Raw genomic sequence first — 18,525 nt, 5'->3', positions numbered from 1 at the left:
ATCAGAAGACATCCGCCATTGGCATAGAACCTTCCGTTTCATCTTCATTGCCCCATGATACGGGCTGTTGCGAGTGGCTCCATAGCCTCTCCCCCTGGTCGTCAACGACCGTACGGACCTGTATGCCCGTATTATCAAAATAGAAAACATGCGTCCCTGCTCGCTCAAGAACCCAGCCATCAATAAAGCGATTTTCTTTACACCTGCTTCGCAAGGAAGAGCTTGAGGGAACTTTCAGAGGCGTCACAATAACGTCCACTTGGCTACAGTCTTCAAGGATCGCTTCTTCACGATAGGCCAGTACAAGACGATGCCCACCATGCTTATACAGGCAACCATACGGGTCACAGCGCCAAGGCCCTTCCCCCGTACTCCAGCGATCCCAGCTTTCCGAACTTTGCCCCCACCTCTCCAGCCATGTAGAGCGGGTAAAACGACCGGAACGCCCGGGCAAGAGAATCAATCCTTCGCTGTCACTCACGGCGATCACTTTCCCGTCTCCGCTGACAACAAGCTGGGGAATATCCCGCCATATCCAAGGCGACACGAGCGAAATCAGCAGAACAGGTACTCCCCACCAACGCCATGCACCTTGCCAAACGCAAAGCCAAAAACCTGACAAAGTTGCTACAACCAAGGCAACCGAGGTCATAGGGGGTGTATGAAGGCTCGCATGCGGGAGAGCTGAAATAAGAATAGCAAGCTCCCGGACAAGATCCACGCCCCACGCCAAGGGAATCAAGGCCAACGCTTCCATATCAAACGGCACCAGAACCAAGGCCAGAGCCAGCCAAGGCATGATCCAGACGGCTGTTACAGGCACAGCAACCAGATTGGCCAGAAGCCCGTAAAGAGGGAGACGATGAAAGTGATAAATGGCGTATGGGGCCGTTGCAACAGTTGCCAACAGAGTGGCAGAAACAATACCAAACACATAAACAGCACCTGATCTCCAAGCCGCCGACACTGGGCCACCTGACTGGGCACGCCAGTTTGTCAGGCGCGGTTGCAGAATCATATAACCCGATATCAAAGCCAGAACGGCAGCAAAAGACATCTGGAAACTGGGGCCAAGAATACTTTCAGGCCGGAAAAGCAGGATCAACAGGGCCGCAACCGCGAGAACGCGGAATGAGAGGGCCTTGCGGTCAAGGACAATGGCACACAACACAACCCCGCTCATAATCCAGGAACGTACAGCTGGTATGCCACTTCCGGAGATCAAGAGGTAAACAGTTGTTGCCAACAGAGCCAGAACCGCAGCCAATTTCTTGGCATCCCACCGCAACGCCACGGCGGGTACCATAGCCAGCCCACCACGCACGACGACAAAGATAATTCCGGCATAAATTCCTATATTCAAACCAGAAATAGCCAAAAGGTGTGACAGTCCGGCATCGCGATAGGCATCAATTGTGGCAGAAGAAATAGCCTGCCGCTCTCCGGTCACCAAGGCTGCCGCAACAGCCCCCCCATCACCCGGAATACCCTCTCTCAGTCGCTGGCCAACACGTTGACGCACTGTCTCGGCAAAAGCCCAGACAGAATCAGACAGATCCTCACCAATAAACTCTGGGGTACTGACACCGTAACCAACCGCTCCGATCTTCTCAAACCAGGCTATACGCTGAAAGTCATAGCTACCCGGTGCAGACGGCGGTGATGGTGGCAAAAGACCCGCCCGTAGACGTATTCTCTGGCCTGGTAATGCGTGAAAGCCCCTGCGCATAATCAAACGCACGCGATTTGGTGTATTTTCAGGTTTAAATCCCGTAATAACAACATCTTCAAGAAGAATACGGGATCCGACCGGTAATGGCTCGATCCTGACAACAACCCCCTCAAGAATGACAGGAGGAACCTCCCGCATCAGGACCGGGGCGGAGACCCTCACCGCAGACTGATGTGCACACATAAAACCAGCCAGAAAAACCAAGCTGGCAATAGCGCACCCCATCCAGAAACCACGCCGCACATAAACAGACCATGCCAAGACACACGCACTGACAACAGCGATAAAGACCAATGCGCTGATGAGGTAGATGGATGGTTCTATATGCAAAGAGAAGTAAACCCCTGCCCCACTGGCAAGAAAGACAGCCCCCCACGGCAAGCCCCAATCCTGCTCCGCCGCCATTTTCCAACGAATTTGATCAAAAATATGTGATATGCGAAGGAAAAGATGAAGGAACACCGTGGCTGACAGCCACGTCCGGGCGTACATGTTTACGATCTCCCTGCTGCAAGTGCGCAAAGAATATGCTACGAAGGGCTGCTGCTTGCAAATAGCCTCTGAGGCAGGGCAGTATAGGATCCTTTTTTTGGCATCGGCCCCAAACCTAGGCTTTGTCTATGAATGTTGTTACACGATTTGCACCGTCGCCTACGGGCTTTCTTCATATTGGCGGTGCCAGAACAGCCTTGTTCAACTGGCTGTACGCCAGACATAACGGCGGAAAATTTCTTGTCCGGATTGAAGACACGGATCGCGCTCGCTCAACCCAGGATGCCGTTGACGCCATCTTTGACGGCTTGAGCTGGCTGGGGCTAAACTGGGATGAGGAGCCTGTCTTCCAGTTTTCCAAAGCCCAGAGGCATGCTGAAGTTGCCCGCACGCTCGTGGAGCAGGGCAAGGCGTATTACTGCTACTGCTCTCCAGAAGAGCTTTCAGCCATGCGAGACGAGCAGAAAGCCGCCGGGCTGCCTATGCGTTACGATGGTCGCTGGCGTGACCGCCCCGCAACAGATGCGCCAGCCGGCATCAAACCCGTTGTCCGCCTGAAGGCACCCCAGAACGGTGAGACGGTTTTGTCCGATCTGGTTCAGGGGGAAGTGCGTGTTGCCAATGCACAACTGGATGATATGGTCCTGCTGCGCGCAGACGGCACACCAACCTACATGCTGTCCGTAGTGGTCGATGACCACGATATGGGCATAACCCATGTCATCCGTGGCGATGATCATCTGACAAACACATTCCGACAAATCCAGCTTTATCATGCATGCGGCTGGGACTTGCCGGTCTTCTCCCATATTCCCCTGATCCATGGACCGGATGGCGCAAAACTGTCCAAACGTCATGGCGCATTGGGGGCAGAGGCCTACCGTGACATGGGGTTCCTGCCCGAAGCCATGCGCAACTACCTGCTGCGTCTTGGCTGGGGTCGTGGTGATGAGGAGATTATTTCCACACAACAGGCCATTGAATGGTTTGATATTGCCGATGTAGGCCGGGCACCATCCCGCTTTGACATGGCCAAGCTGACCAACCTCAATGGCATTTACCTCCGTCAGGCTGATGATGGCCGCCTGTGCGACCTGATTATTCCGCTCCTTGAGAAAGAGACACGCCAATCTCTGGACAAAAAGGCCAAGGACCTTCTGCTCCGAGCCATGGATAGCCTGAAACAAAGGGCAAAAACGATCAACGAGCTGGCACAATCAGCCCTGTTCTATGTGCAGCCCCGACCACTGGTGCTTGAGGAAAAAGCAGCGCGGCAACTGGACGACAATGGCGCCCGACAGGTTCTGGAAGATTTGATCGTTCGCCTTGACAGCGCAGAGCCTTTTTCCAGAGAAGCGCTGGAAGACCTTGCGCGTGTTTATTCAGAAGAGAAACTGTTGAAACTGGGAAAGGTTGCCCAACCGTTACGGGCTGCACTCTCTGGCTCAACCGTATCGCCACCCATCTTTGAGGTTATGGAGCTTTTAGGAAAACAGGAAAGCCTGGCTCGCCTGCGTGATGCGCTCAACCGTGCCATTGCGTGATGTTCACTGCTGCCCGTAGGTTGCTCTTCAAGAAAGAGGCCTTGTACCAACGCATTTCCAGAGGGGTTTACCAACATGTCGAAAACCAAGAAGACAGTCACGGTCACAGACAACCGGAACGGAAAGTCCTGGGAATACCCCGTCATGGACGGCAGCATTGGCCCCAGTGTCGTGGATATCCGCAAGTTCTATGCCGATACAGGCATGTTCACATATGATCCTGGCTTCACGTCAACGGGGTCCTGCGCATCCGGGATCACCTATATTGATGGCGATGAAGGCATTCTGCGTCATCGCGGATATGCCATAGAGGACTTGGCCCAGCACTGCACGTTCCTGGAAGTTGCCTATCTTCTTCTGAGAGGTGAGCTGCCCAACCCGAAAGAACTGAAAGAGTTCGAGGGCACGATCACCTATCACACCATGATCCATGAGCAGGTGACACGCTTCTACCAAGGCTTCCGCCGGGATGCCCATCCGATGGCCATCATATGCGGGGTCGTTGGTGCGCTGTCTGCTTTCTACCATGATTCACTGGACATCAGCGATCCACACCATCGCATGATATCCCAGCACCGCATGATTGCCAAAATGCCAACCATAGCGGCATGGGCTTATAAGTACTCCATAGGCCAGCCCTTCATCTATCCCAAGAATGAGCTGAGCTACGCCGAGAATTTCCTGCGGATGATGTTTGCCACTCCATGCGAGGAGTACAAAATCAGCCCAACACTGGCAAAAGCCATGGATCGCATCTTGATCCTGCACGCTGACCATGAGCAGAACGCCTCGACATCAACAGTACGCCTGACAGGGTCATCCGGCGCAAATCCCTTTGCTTGCGTTGCAGCGGGCATTGCCTCCCTGTGGGGACCAGCACATGGTGGTGCCAATGAAGCCGTTCTCAAAATGCTGGCTGAAATCGGCACAGTGAAGCGGATTCCGGAATGCATCAAACGCGCCAAAAGCAAAGATGATCCATTCCGCTTGATGGGCTTCGGACATCGTGTTTACAAGAACTACGATCCCCGCGCCAAGATCATGGCACAGACGTGCAAGGAAGTGCTCGATGAGCTGGGCATGAAAAATGAGCCTCTTCTTCAGATCGCGATGGAGCTGGAGCGTATTGCCCTGGAAGATGACTACTTTGTCCAGAAGAAGCTCTATCCCAACGTAGACTTCTATTCCGGGATTATCTTCAGGGCTATGGGCATACCTGTAAGCATGTTCACATGCATCTTTGCACTGGCCCGGACAACCGGGTGGATATCGCAGTGGAATGAAATGATTGGCGATCCGGACCAGAAGATTGGCCGCCCACGCCAGTTGTTCACAGGACACGCCCAACGCAAGTTTGTGCCACTGAAGAAACGGTGATCTCTCAGAAGGAAGCGACCGATACATATGGTCGCTTCCCCTTCTCAGGGATCAGGCCATGATTGCGAGGATCATGTGTTCATCGAGAGGTCGTGATGCTGAAGTCCCTGTATGGCGCGGCGGTCTCTGTGGCTGTCGTCCTTAATGTCGGCGGGGTAAAAGCCCAGACCTTCGTCTTCAATACGGAGGAATGGTACCCCTACAGCTATAGCAGCCGCGGAACATTCGTGGGAACTGCGACACAGATTGTCCGGCTTATGGCCGAGAATGCAGGCATCGCATACACAATTGCCGTCCATCCACGGGCACGATCCTATAACATGACGATGAGCAAGAGCTTTAACTGCTCGTTTCCCGTGCCCCTCTCTGATGAATCCAGCAAGAAGCTGAAGTGGATTGCACCGATAGAAATGAATCGGTGGGTTGTTTACAAGAAAAAGGACAGCACATTGGCCCTGCAAAACTTGGGGGACCTGAAAGGCAAAACCATTGGTGGTTATATAGGGGGCAGTGTCAGCGCCTATGTCAAAAGCCTTGGGCTGAAGGTCAATTATGAAACTGTTGATGACGCGAACCCGAAAAAACTTGAGCAGGGAAGCATCGACGTCTGGGCAACAACAGAATTTTCTGCCCTGACTTTGGCACGGAAAGCAGACGTTGAAATCGAAGAAGCCTTTGAGATTGAGAAAAATATCATGGGCATTGCATGCAACAACAATATTGATGATATGATAATAGACAGGCTGCAACAGTCGCTCAACGCACTCAACAACTCTGGAGAGGCAGACGCAATCCGCCGGTCGAAATTCTAGAATAGGCCGGGAACCACACCGAGGTCTCCGGCTTATCCCTTTCCAGTTACCCCTTTATTTTGAGAAAACGGACGTCAGGATTGTCTTCTGCCGTACGATCCAGATGCCAAGCATTGCGGGCGAGGAAAACAGGCTGGTCCTCATGATCATCAGCTATTGAGGCTTGGTTGGCATCAATCATTTTTTTCAGGGCTACAGGATCTGTGCTCTCAACCCAGCGGGCTGTATACAAAGGCGTTGGTTCAAAAACAACCGGCACCTCATATTCTGTACGAATACGATCCGCCATAACTTCAAATTGCAATGCCCCGACTACACCAACAATCCAGTCCGCACCGAAGCGGGGCTTGAAGACACGAGCCGCTCCCTCTTCAGCCAGCTGGAGCAACGCCTTGCTCAAGTGTTTTGCCCGCAAGGGATCGTGTGGACGAACTTTTTGTAAAAGCTCGGGAGCAAAACGGGGAATACCGGTAAAATGCAGCTCTTCTCCCTCTGTCAGGGCATCACCAATAGCCAGATTGCCGTGATTGGGAACTCCAATGATATCGCCGGGAAACGCTTCCTCAGCCAATCCACGATCCTGTGCCAGAAACATGACCGGATTGTGCATGGTCATGATCTTGCCGGAACGCACATGCTTGAGCTTCATCCCTCTCTTGAAGTGACCGGACGCCAGCCTGACAAAGGCTATACGATCCCGGTGCCTTGGATCCATGTTGGCCTGCACCTTGAAGACAACACCCGTAACATGCGGCTCTGTCGGCATGATCGGGCGCTCAACACAAGGCTGGGGCCGAGGGGGAGGAGCTTGACTCGCCAAGCCGTCCAGAAGCTCCCGGACACCAAAATTATTGACCGCCGATCCAAAAAAAACGGGGGTCATATGACCTTCACGATACGCCTGGATATCGAATGGTTTGCAGAAAGCACGAGCCATTTCAACATCATGCCGCAAAGCCTCCACGGCCAAGGCAGGCAGTTGCCGATCCAGCTCGGGGTCATCCAGACCGGTACAGGATGCCCCAAGCCCAGGCATTCCTCCCTTTGAACGCTCCATCAGAATCAACTGATCCTTCCAGAGGTCATAACATCCCAGAAAGGCCTTCCCCATTCCAATCGGCCAAGAGGCGGGCGTTACATCCAGTGCCAAACTCTGCTCTATTTCATCAAGCAGGTGGAAAGGATCTTGCCCTTCCCTATCTAACTTGTTGATGAACGTCATAATCGGAACATCACGCAGACGACAAACCTCGAACAGCTTACGGGTTTGCTCTTCTATTCCCTTGGCCGCGTCGATAACCATGACAGCGCTGTCAACGGCTGTCAGGACACGGTAAGTATCCTCGGAAAAATCCTCGTGACCAGGCGTATCCAGAAGATTGAATGTGCAGTCTGCATAGTCAAAGGTCATGACTGAAGACGCGACCGAAATGCCCCTTTCCCGCTCGACCTTCATCCAGTCAGAATGAGCACGTCTTTGTTCTCCTCTTGCCTTGACAGCACCGGCCACCTGAATCGCACCTCCGAACAGGAGCAGCTTTTCAGTCAGTGTTGTTTTTCCGGCATCAGGGTGCGAAATAATAGCAAACGTGCGCCGCCGGGATACGGCATGGGAAAGATTGGACATGGAATACGATCGCCTGGGCAACATAACAGAAGCGGGAAGAGGTAGACCTAACCGATGCAGGCAATCCATGCAAGAGCCATGGATACAAGGCCGATCTTCAGGCGTGCTCTCACATATAAAAGAACAGCTAAAGGATTGCAGTGCCCACGTGACACAATCTGGAATACTTTACCGCCTTGTTGGCCTTATATCACTCGCACTTGCCCTTTCTGCCTGCAGCAGTGATACAAACAGCCACATTATTCCCCGGGAACGTGGCTCTGCCTGCCTTGTTTCTTTATCCTATCATGCATCAGCATTTGATACTGCGGCAAAGAAAACCGGCATGAAAACAGGCTGCCCCGTCGAAACACCAGTTTCCCTGTCCGGGACTCAGGTTCCCCTGTCCAGACCCGCGCTGATGGACTGTACGTTAGCCTTACGCTTTTCAGTCTTTGAGACCGCTTCCATCCAACCCTTGGCAAGAGAGATCTTTCATCAGGAAGTGCAGGTCTACCACCACTATGGGGCCTATGCTTGCCGGGGTCGCAGCTCAAACCGCAAACGGCTGTCTGAACACAGCTATGGCAAAGCACTGGACATCGGCGTTTTTGAACTCAGGGATGGCACCCGGATCTCTGTTGCCAAAGACTGGAAAGATGCTGGCAAGAAAACTGAATTCCTCAGAAAACTGTCACAATCGGCCTGTAAATGGTTCAGTGTGGTATTGACCCCAAACTCTGATAGGGACCACCACGACCACCTTCACCTTGATATTGGACCATGGAAAAAATGCGGCATATGACCCGGACCCGCTTCTTGAGCATGAGCACCCTGATCTGGCTTTTTGCCGGAACCTCGCTGGCTGCTTCAAGCAATACCGATGCATATGTGGAAGGTGATATCATCGAGAAAGCGGAACCATCCCTGGTCATGATGGCAGAGACGATCAGAAAGGGGCTACGTACAGGCTATGTCCTGATTGATATCAAAACAGGAGCCGTCCTGGATGCGGAACAGGCACGAGAGACCTTCATACCAGCCTCTGTAGCCAAGATCCCTTCTCTCATCGCTCTGACAAGCCTGACTGATGTGACAAAAAGGCCCAAGACCCGTATTATTGCAACGGGCCCCGTTAACAAGGGTGTTGTGCGTGGGAACCTGGTCCTTGTCGGCAGCGGGGATCCGATGTTTGATACACCTGCAGCAGAAAAAATGGTTGGTGATCTGAAAAAAAAAGGAATTAAAAGCATAAGTGGAAGCTTCCTTTTTTATGATGGCGCCCTTCCTCATCATCCTGCCATCAATGCCAAGCAGCCTGCCGATGCACCCTATAATCCCGGAGTTTCAGGATTATCCATCAATTTCAATCGCTATCGGGTGGCTTGGAGAAATGGTCAGGCAGAGGGGGTAGAAATTCCTCTCCGTCCCCTTCCCGTCAGCTCACAGCTGCTGGAATCAGCTGACACAGACAGAAGCCGCGAATGGCTGCCAGTCAATAATCCCGGTCCCTTTGCCGCAGCTGTCTTTCGTGCTGTAGCTGAAAAGAACGGCATCAAAATGTCAGCGCCCGAGCGCATTGACTCTATTCCAGATGGGACAGAATTAGTGTCCTACCTTGGAGATAGCCTGTACACAGCAATCAGCCGCGCCTTTCACTACTCCAATAATGTGGCCTTTGAAATGATGTCACTCTCCGTAACCGGTGAAAGGACGTTAGAGAAATCTGCAAGCGTACTGCTATCAAAGGTCAAGGATGTCATGCCTCACGTATCATGGACAAACGCAGAACTTCCTAATGCGTCTGGCTTGTCGTCCGAGGCCCGCATGTCGCCGGGACAATGCGCTGCAATGGTTCGTTACATGGCAACGACGCGCGTCAACGGCAAGCTACTGTCAGCTTTGCTTCCCGGCCTGAAACTGATCCCCTTCGGGAGACCCGATGAATTGCCGGAAAGCTCATCACCCCTGCACGCAAAAACTGGGACCATTTACTATGGCCGTGCCTTAGCGGGAACAATCCGGGCTGACAGTGGAAGGCAGCTTGCTTGGTGCATCATGAGCGATGATCAAAAAGAAAGATCTTTGTACGACGGCATGACAATTACAGAGCAACGAACAGAGCCGGTCCGGAATAATGTGCAAGCTTGGCTGATGGCCGCCAAACGGGCAGAGGCAGAGCTTGTCCTGACGTGGAAGTCGAAGTACTAGACCGCATCTTTCCTGGACCGTGTGCTTGATATGGAGAAGCTGAGAATAATCACAGGCACAATACCGGTAAGAACGATAGCCAGAGAAGCCAACGCGGCCTGTTCCAGCATTTCCTCACTGGCAAACTGGTAAATGTGCGTTGCCAAAGTTTCAAAATTGAAAGGACGAAGAAGCAAGGTTGCAGGCAGCTCCTTCATACAATCAACAAACACCAGAAGAACTGCTGTCAAAAGGCTGCCCCTTAGCATAGGGACATGCACAGCCCAAAGAACACGTCGCGGTGAACAGCCAAGTGTTCGAGCCGCCATGCCCAGAGAAGGCCGGATACGACCAAAGCCTGCCTGCACAGTGCCAAGAGAAAGCGCCAGAAACCGGATCACATATGCCACAACAAGACCAATAAAAGATCCGGACAGGATCTGCTCCATCGAAATACCGAATGTTCCGGAAACCCACTCCTGCAAGGCTGTATTGAAATAACCAACCGGCACCAGAATACCAACACCCAGAACCGCCCCTGGAATGGCATACCCTAAGGATGCTGACTGTACGAAGAAAGAAGCCAGTTTCCGCCCCCGACGTATAGTGCCTGCATATCCCATGAACAAGGCAAGAAGGGCTGCCACAGCCGCAGCAACAGATGACACCAGCAAGCTGTTCAAAGCATAATCAGCAAATTGTGGGGTCCAGCTTTCTTCAAAGCGCTTGACCGCAAAAAAAAGAAGCTGAAGTGCTGGTATAATAAAACCCAGAACAACAGGCAGCGCACATATCAGAAGTGCCATCCACCGCCGTATACCCGGCAAAGAGAACCGAACCAAGGACATACGGCGGGTTGACAGATCATGATAACGACGACCACGCCGGCCATATCTCTCCAGGATAATCAGGGACACCACAAAAAATAGAAGAACGAGAGAAACCTGGGCGCCACCACCCAGATTACCCATAAGAAGCCAGACATTAAAAATGCCTGCAGTTAACGTTCTGACTGCAAAGAAATCAACGGTTCCAAAATCGTTCAGCGTCTCCATAAGGGCCAAAGCCAATCCAATGACCAGAGAGGGACGCGCCATCGGCAAAGCAATCCGGAAAAAGCTTTGCCACGGGGTGCATCCCAAGGTCCGGGCTGCTTCCATCACCGCAACTGATTGATCAAGAAAAGCTGAACGTGCCAGAAGATAAACATATGGATAGAGGACCAATGTCATCATCAAGACAGCCCCACCCAAGGAACGAACATCCGGGAAATAGTAATCCCGGGCAGACTGCCAACCAAATAATGCCCGAAGAGCTATCTGCACAGGCCCTGCATATTCCAGAAGATCGGTATAGACATAAGCAAGAACAAAAGCCGGAACAGCCAATGGCAAAAGCAACGCCCACTCAAGCACAGCACGGCCGGGAAAGCGACACATTGTAACGAGCCATGCTGTTGATGTACCAATCAGAAACGTCCCAACTCCAACACCAATCATCAGCAAAAGCGTATTGCGGATATAACCGAACAAAACGGTATCAAAAAGATGTGGCCATATGTTCTCAACCGGGAAGAAGGCGAGATACGTAACGGATACAACGGGCAACAAAACAATACAGGCCACGGCAAAGCTGCCAAGAAGCCAATAGTTTGGAGCAAAAAAGGCCCGGATGGACGTAGCCCACCCGGCTCCTTTGGTCGTGTCAGGCACAACTGTATACGCGCGCATTATGCCCCGGCGTTGAAGTCAACTTCATTAATCAGTTTCAAGGCATCGGTGCGATAACCTGCGACTTCGGCCAAACGAATTATATCAGCCTTGAAGTCACCCCACGCACGAACGGTTGCAGACCATTCAACACCGGGCTTGACGGGATACTCGTTATTAATCTCGGCGTACATTTTTTGTGCCTCGTCTGATGACAGGAATTCCATCAGCTGAATGGCATTCTCGCGGTTCGGGGCAGATTTGGTCAGAACCATACCCGACACATTCACGTGCGTCCCATTCCCTTTCTGGTCCGGAAAAACAATCCGCACGGCTTCTGCCCAAGCCCGTTGTTCAGGGTCCTTAATCATCGCAGCCATGTAATAGGTATTACCTATGGCAATATCACAAACGCCCTCTTTTACAGCCTTGACCTGGGAGCGATCATTGCCTTGAGGCTTGCGCGCAAGATTGGCCTTCAGGGCCTTCAACCAATTGCGTGTTGCATCAACACCCTTATGGGCAATCATGGCTGCCGTAAGGGCAACATGATAGTCACTGTCGCCGGGACGCGTGCAAATGCGCCCTTTCCACTTGGGATCGGCCAATTCGGCATAAGAAGAAATTTCACCAGGCGGAACACGGTCCTTGGAAACATACAAAACCCTTGCACGGGATGTCAGTGCCCACCAAGCTCCATCAGGAGCGTGATACTGTTCCGGGATGTTATCTTTCAGTGTATCCGTCAGAACAGGCTGCGCCACACCGGCCACGACCAAGTCGTTCAACCGCCCGATATCAACGGTCAATACCAGATCAGCGGGACTTCCCGGCCCCTCCGCCTTCAAGCGTTCTTCTATACTTTTCTTGTCAAAGACTGTATTGACCCGAATGCCGGTCTTGTCACTAAATGCCTTAAGCATGGGCTCGATCAGGAAAGGCTGACGAGCCGAATAGACATTCACTTCCCCAGCCAGGGACGAACAAGAAAACAGAAGAAGCGCTGCAAACGAAACAGCACCAGGCAAAGAGCGGGCAGTGAACATTACGGTGCTCCCGTCCATAAAAGATAAGCGCGACTGCCCTGAAAGAATACCGGCACAACTCATGCAGAACGATGTGCTCAATACATCAAGGCAGTGAAAATAGTTCGCAGTTTCATCTAACAGATATGGCGTTGAATGGCAAGCCAGAAGAACAAAAAGCCGCGTTACCGGCTATTCCGGATCTTGGCGAATGCGTACTGGCGTGGCATGGTGCATGCCTTGATACAGCCATGCATATGATTGATTGCCCCATGATCTCGAAGACACTTCAGCTCTTTAATTCCCTTGGACGTGAACTGCGCGAATTCACGCCGATTGACCCTGATCATGTGCGTGTCTACTCCTGCGGGCCAACTGTTTACAACTATGCTCATATTGGCAACCTCAGGGCTTATGTCTTTGTTGATGTCCTGCGCCGTACCTTGGCCTGGAAAGGCTACGACGTGACGCACGTCATCAATATCACCGATGTCGGCCACCTGACGTCCGATGCCGATGAAGGCGACGACAAGATGGAAGCTGCCGCAACCCGGGATCAGAAATCCGTATGGGACATTGCGGCACACTACACCCTTGCTTTCAAAAACGATTTGCAACGCCTCAACATCCTGCCCCCATCACTGTGGTCGAAAGCGACAGACCATATCCAGGAAATGATCGCTTTCGCCAAGGTTCTGGAACGGAATGGCACAACATACATGCTGGAAGACGGCCTGTATTTTGATTCATCAAAAGTCCCGGACTATGGGCGTTTGGGATTGCTCAATCTAGAGGGACAGGAAGCCGGAAAGCGCGTCGCTCATGGTGGCAAAAAGAACCTTTCAGACTTCGCTGTCTGGAGAAAAAGTCCCACCAACGCAAAACGATTGATGGAATGGCAGTCTCCGTGGGGGACAGGTGCGCCCGGGTGGCATCTGGAATGCTCTGTCATGGCGGCAAAGTATCTGGGAAAGACATTTGATATTCATACGGGCGGCATTGACCACCGTAGCGTTCATCACTGCAATGAAATTGCCCAGAACCAAGGCTACAGCCAGTGTAGTCATCCAGGTGCGAACTGGTGGATGCACAATGAATTTCTTGTTCTGCGTGCCGAAGGCGGGGACGAGAAGATGTCAAAGTCAAGTGGCAACTTTCTGACGCTTCAGAGCCTTGTTGACCGTGGCATTCATCCGCTTGTTTACAGGCTGTTTTTGCTGAGTGCGTCGTACCGCTCGAGTATTGAGTTTTCTTGGGAGGCCCTTGCCGGAACCCGTGCACACCTGCGCCGGATGTTACTACGGATAGCACGGGTCAAGGAAAACGTGGACAATGGAACCATGCAACTGGCCAAGGCTATCACGCATGATGCGCACTTCCAGAGCGGGGGGCCGTTCACGTTCCTGATTGAACAACTGACGAATGAATCTACAGAAGAGGAACGTAATTATATCCTTGCTGTAGACCAAGCGCTCTCCAGTGACCTCCATACCCCGGAAGTTCTGGTTGTACTGGGAAAAATTCTGGACGATCCAGCCCTGACTCCACAGGCAGTCATTCGCCTGGTTGCGCTGGTCGATCTTGTCCTTGGGACAAAGCTGCTGGATACTGACCCGGATGCGCTCTCCGTACGCCCACTGTCAGCATCCATAAGTGAAGATACAATTATACAAAAAATCGTCGAACGTACCGAAGCCCGTAGGCTAAGGGATTTTGCGCGTGCAGACCAAATAAGAGAGGAACTTCTGGCTGCCGGTGTCGAGATTAAGGACACCACAGAAAGAACCGATTGGGAGTGGAGGGTTACGCCTCACGAATCATGAGGCGGCAAACTTTTGTGTAGGCTTTACGTTCACCCAGTCTGTGAATGCCGAGCTTGGCATGGGCTTGGCAAACAGGTAGCCTTGGCCGATCTCACAATCAATATCTCGCAGAAAGCTGGCGTGAAACTCGCTTTCAATCCCCTCGGCAACGGCCTTTAGACCAAGGCCGTGCGCCATCTTGACGATGGTGCGCGTCATGGCCTGATCATCAGTATTCTGGTCCAGATAGCGCACAAAAGATTGGTCCACCTTCAGGGTAGTCAATGGAAGCTGGCGTAGGTAGGACAAGGAAGAATACCCCGTACCAAAATCGTCCAAAGCAATGGAAATTCCAAGCTCACGGATGGCATCAAGAACATTCTTGGCCTGCTCCAGATCATGAAGAAGGGCAGACTCTGTAATTTCAACTTCCAAGCCGATCGGATCAAGCCCTGTTTCACCCAGAAAGCGTTCGACAAGACCTGGAAGATCAATGCCAGAAAACTGACGGCCGGAAACGTTAACCGCAACAACGATATCATAACCCTTCTTACGCCAAGCCGTGCAATCAATCATGGCCTGCTTCAGAACCCACTCACCTACCGGAACAATTGCGCCCGTCTCTTCCGCAACAGGGATAAACTGCCCCGGAGAGACAAACCCCATTTCGGGATGAATCCAGCGGACCAATGCCTCCATCCCGATAGCAACACCATCACTGAGTCGAAGCTTCGGCTGATAGTAGAGTTGCAACTGATTACGCTCGACAGCTCTTCTCAGCTCACGTTCAATGCCATGACGTTTTGCCGCTTCTTCTTCCAAGGCAACGCTGAACGGATAGTGATCAACACCATGCCGACGGCCCGTAATCATTGCAAGCCCTGCACGCTGGACTAAACGGTCAGCCTCAACACCATCGTCCGGATAGACACACGTGCCGATGCGAGCATCCAAAACGACTTCTACCCCATCATAGACAAGGGGCTGAGAGAAGTATTCCAGAACCTTGCGAACGCAAATATCAATGTCACCACCGGGAACATACACAAAGAAATCAGAGCCACCCCAGTACCCCATCAGTGAATCTTTTGGCATGCGATCGCGCAATTCCTCTGCGCAGGATCGTAACACCATTTCACCAACAGCAGGCCCCATGACATCGCTGACATTGCCCAGACGTTCAATGGCAACCAGCATAACAAGACCTTTCCCCTTTCCTTCCATCCGGGCCACGTCACGCCGTATGGATGCACGGTTAGGAAGGCCGGTGATCAAATCATGGCTGGCCATATGAGCCAGCTCCTGCGTTCTCTCGCTTACGACCTCTTCCAGAAGAGAGGCATGTTCACGGCGCTCGTTATAAACCAGCTTGGTTTCCAGCGTATTCCGAATGCGGTGCAGAACCTCGGCCTGATCAAATGGCTTGGACAAGAAGTCCTTTGCCCCTCCAGCCAATGCCTTGATCCGCGTTTCCTCGTCGGTTTGTGCTGTCAAAACAATAATGGGAAGGTACTCTTTTATTTCGCTTGTAATTCTCGCCATTACTTGGTGCCCATCCATAAAGGGCATGCGAATATCAAGAAGAACCAGATCCGGCGGTGCTTTCAAAATCGAGTCAAGAGCAGCAACAGGGTCTGTAAACCCCTCGACAGCCTCGTACCCATCTGCCTCCAGCATTGCCTGAAGCAAAAGAACGTTTGCCGGCGTATCGTCAACAACGACGATCCGTGCAGACCGGAGCACCTGTTCACCAGCATTCATGCACAGACCCCCCCCTAAAAGGGACAAGACGCTACTGGCAGAACTGACCGGTGACAGTCAGACAACACCCCCCAGATATGCGACAAGCCCTAGCGCTATTGTGCTATGCGCTGTCTCCCGCTGTCCATAAAAGCCCTGTTAGAGCCTACTCCTGTTTCTTGGCGGCAAAAATCTGAGCATCAACAACCGAAAGTGCCGTCATATTCAACAAACCGCGTACGGTAACCGATGGCGTTACGATGTGTGCAGGATGTCCAAGCCCCAACAAGACTGGCCCCAAAGGCAATCCGTCCCCCAACACCTTGATCATGTTAAAGGAAATATTGGCCGCATCAACAGAAGGTGCAATCAGCAGGTTTGCCTGCCCGTTAAGACGACTGCCGGGGAATATACGTTCACGTATGTTTTCAGACAAAGCAGAATCGGCGTGCATTTCCCCCTCTATCTCCAGATCAGGGGCTGCCTGGTTAACAAGGTCCAATGCCTTGCGCATTTTCAGGGCTGAAGGGCTATTGGAAGTCCCGAAATTCGAATGTGACAGCAATGCTACTTTCGGCTCTATACCAAAACGACGAACCTCATCCGCAGCCATCAAGGTAATGGCGCAGAGTTCCTCCGCTGTCGGATCATGATTAACGTTGGTATCCGCAATGAAGAAAGTACCTTTCTCCAGAATAACCGCATTCATGGATGCGCAGACAGCAACGCCTTCACGCAACCCCAGAACATCGCGCAAATTTGTCAAATGCTCGACATAACGCCCTGCCGTCCCGCAGATCATGGCGTCAGCTTCGTTACGTCGCACCATCATGGCCGCAAAAATGGTGGAGTTTGAACGAACCAACATACGGGCGTGCTCAGGCGAAACACCTTTCCGACGCATCAATCTCCAATACGCATCTGAAAAGTTGTGATAGCGGGGATCCCTTATAATTTCGATAATTTCGATATCCTTGTCCGGGCGCATCCGCAAACCCAGATTGGCGATCTGATCTAAAATGGCTGAACGACGACCGATTAACAGAGGGCGCGCAACACGCTCATCCAGAGCGGCTTGAGCTGCACGAAGAACGCGATCATCCTCACCTTCTGCATAAACAACACGGCGACATTCCTGCCGGGCCCGATCCATAACCGGGCGCATTGTCTGGCCAGAACGAAAAACATACTGCCCAAGATCCTGCCGATACCGCTCCAGATCAGCAATGGGGCGGGTTGCAATGCCTGTCTCCATGGCCGCCCGTGCAACTGCCGGGGCGATAACCTGTATCAGGCGGGGATCAAACGGCTTTGGAAGGATGTATTCAGCCCCGAAACCCAGCTTCTCTCCAACATAGGCGCTGGCCACGACATCATGCGTTTCAGAGCGTGCCAGTTCTGCAATAGCTTCCACACAGGCAATTTGCATCGGCATGTTGACATCTGTTGCCCCAACGTCCAGCGCCCCTCTGAAAATAAAAGGAAAGCACAAAACATTATTGACCTGGTTGGGATAATCCGACCGTCCTGTCGCGATAATGGCATCATCCCTTACCGCTTTTACCTCATCGGGCATGATCTCGGGTGTGGGATTGGCCAGCGCCATGACAATTGGCCGGGGCGCCATTCCTGCAACCATGTCCTTGGCAAGGACACCGGGACCGGAAAGCCCAAGGAATACATCAGCCCCTTCCATCGCCTGACCTAACGTGGTCGAACGTGGCAAATCAGACCGGGCATAGACCGACTTATGAGGATTCATATCCTCTACACGATCCGCATACACCAGCCCAAACTTGTCGAACAGCGTGACATTCTCACGCTTCAACCCCATACCAACCAGAAGATTAAGACAGGCCAGACCGGCAGCGCCACCCCCAGTCGATACCAGCTTTATGTCTTCGATCTTTTTCCCGACCAAATGCAACCCATTGTGAACGGCAGCACCAACCACAATCGCCGTACCATGCTGATCGTCATGGAAAACGGGAATCCCCATCATGCCGCGCAAACGGGTCTCGACCTCAAAGCATTCAGGAGCCTTGATGTCTTCCAGATTAACGGCACCAAAAGTTGGTTCGAGCGCGGCAATAATGCGCACCATATCGTCGGCTGTCTCAGCGTTGATCTCTATGTCAAACGCATCGATACCAGCAAATTTCTTGAAAAGTGCCGCCTTGCCCTCCATCACCGGCTTGGCAGCCAACGGGCCAATTGCCCCCAAACCCAGAACAGCGGTGCCATTGGTCACGACAGCAACCATATTGCCCCGTGATGTCACATCATAGGCAGCAGCAGGATTCTCCACGATTGCCCGACACGCCGCAGCAACTCCCGGCGAATAGGCCAAGGCCAAATCACGCTGGGTTGCCATTGGCTTTGTCGCAACAACGGCAATCTTTCCTGGTCGCGGCGAGCGGTGATAGTAAAGGGCGAGATCGTCAAGGTTTTCATTCGGAGTTTTCATCACAGCCCGAACCAGATGTTTGCGAGTCA

Annotated in this window: 12 protein-coding genes; 6 read left to right on the top strand and 6 right to left on the bottom strand. The window is 52.4% G+C overall.

The window, feature by feature from the left end; genetic code table 11:
• Position 1: 1 nt before the first annotated feature.
• Positions 2–2,224 (bottom strand): ComEC/Rec2 family competence protein, encoded by a 2,223-nt coding sequence (locus tag HEQ72_RS01045; protein WP_168022343.1) that lies wholly within the window; start codon positions 2,222–2,224, stop codon positions 2–4.
• A gap of 128 nt (positions 2,225–2,352) precedes the next feature.
• Between HEQ72_RS01045 and gltX the strand changes: the two genes are divergently transcribed.
• The 3 genes from gltX (at position 2,353) to HEQ72_RS01030 (ending at position 5,957) form a co-directional block, all read left to right on the top strand.
• Positions 2,353–3,768, top strand: coding sequence for a glutamate--tRNA ligase (gene gltX, locus HEQ72_RS01040; protein ID WP_168022342.1), 1,416 nt, complete (start codon positions 2,353–2,355; stop codon positions 3,766–3,768).
• Between the two features lie 75 nt (positions 3,769–3,843).
• The gene (gene gltA / locus HEQ72_RS01035) at positions 3,844–5,145 is read left to right on the top strand and encodes a citrate synthase (protein ID WP_168018990.1); all 1,302 of its coding nucleotides are present in this window, start codon (positions 3,844–3,846) and stop codon (positions 5,143–5,145) included.
• A 95-nt stretch (positions 5,146–5,240) separates the two neighbouring features.
• Positions 5,241–5,957 carry a substrate-binding periplasmic protein gene (locus HEQ72_RS01030; RefSeq protein WP_168018992.1) on the top strand — a complete coding sequence of 239 codons (717 nt, stop codon included), beginning with the start codon at positions 5,241–5,243 and terminating at the stop codon, positions 5,955–5,957.
• 46 nt (positions 5,958–6,003) lie between these two features.
• On the opposite strand, the gene HEQ72_RS01025 is transcribed toward HEQ72_RS01030, so the two are convergent.
• Positions 6,004–7,584 carry a peptide chain release factor 3 gene (locus HEQ72_RS01025; RefSeq protein ID WP_168018994.1) on the bottom strand — a complete coding sequence of 527 codons (1,581 nt, stop codon included), beginning with the start codon at positions 7,582–7,584 and terminating at the stop codon, positions 6,004–6,006.
• Between the two features lie 148 nt (positions 7,585–7,732).
• Between HEQ72_RS01025 and HEQ72_RS01020 the strand changes: the two genes are divergently transcribed.
• Both HEQ72_RS01020 and HEQ72_RS01015 read left to right on the top strand, forming a co-directional pair.
• Positions 7,733–8,368, top strand: coding sequence for an extensin family protein (locus tag HEQ72_RS01020; RefSeq protein WP_209316152.1), 636 nt, complete (start codon positions 7,733–7,735; stop codon positions 8,366–8,368).
• A 20-nt stretch (positions 8,369–8,388) separates the two neighbouring features.
• A complete protein-coding gene (locus tag HEQ72_RS01015; protein ID WP_168018996.1) occupies positions 8,389–9,774 on the top strand; it encodes a D-alanyl-D-alanine carboxypeptidase in 1,386 nt (461 codons plus the stop codon).
• On the opposite strand, the gene HEQ72_RS01010 is transcribed toward HEQ72_RS01015, so the two are convergent.
• Together HEQ72_RS01010 and HEQ72_RS01005 are read right to left on the bottom strand one after the other, a co-directional pair.
• Positions 9,771–11,483 (bottom strand): ABC transporter permease, encoded by a 1,713-nt coding sequence (locus HEQ72_RS01010; protein ID WP_168018998.1) that lies wholly within the window; start codon positions 11,481–11,483, stop codon positions 9,771–9,773. The genes HEQ72_RS01015 and HEQ72_RS01010 overlap by 4 nt on opposite strands.
• Positions 11,483–12,508: a Fe(3+) ABC transporter substrate-binding protein gene (locus HEQ72_RS01005; protein WP_168022341.1), complete on the bottom strand. Its 1,026-nt coding sequence runs from the start codon at positions 12,506–12,508 to the stop codon at positions 11,483–11,485. Before HEQ72_RS01005 ends, HEQ72_RS01010 begins: the two co-directional genes overlap by 1 nt.
• Positions 12,509–12,639: 131 nt before the next feature.
• Here HEQ72_RS01005 and cysS point away from each other — a divergent pair, with 131 nt between their 5' ends.
• Entirely contained in the window at positions 12,640–14,310 is a 1,671-nt protein-coding gene (cysS, locus tag HEQ72_RS01000) for a cysteine--tRNA ligase (RefSeq protein ID WP_245184043.1), read from the top strand.
• On the opposite strand, the gene HEQ72_RS00995 is transcribed toward cysS, so the two are convergent.
• Together HEQ72_RS00995 and HEQ72_RS00990 are read right to left on the bottom strand one after the other, a co-directional pair.
• Complete coding sequence (locus tag HEQ72_RS00995; RefSeq protein WP_168019002.1) at positions 14,305–16,050, bottom strand: putative bifunctional diguanylate cyclase/phosphodiesterase; 1,746 nt, start codon at positions 16,048–16,050, stop codon at positions 14,305–14,307. The genes cysS and HEQ72_RS00995 overlap by 6 nt on opposite strands.
• Positions 16,051–16,195: 145 nt before the next feature.
• Positions 16,196–18,496 carry an NADP-dependent malic enzyme gene (locus tag HEQ72_RS00990; RefSeq protein ID WP_168019004.1) on the bottom strand — a complete coding sequence of 767 codons (2,301 nt, stop codon included), beginning with the start codon at positions 18,494–18,496 and terminating at the stop codon, positions 16,196–16,198.
• Positions 18,497–18,525: the final 29 nt, after the last annotated feature.

Source organism: Haematospirillum sp. 15-248, assembly GCF_012102665.1.
In the GTDB taxonomy this organism is placed as follows: domain Bacteria; phylum Pseudomonadota; class Alphaproteobacteria; order Rhodospirillales; family Rhodospirillaceae; genus Haematospirillum.
This window is presented reverse-complemented; position numbering and strand designations above follow the sequence as displayed.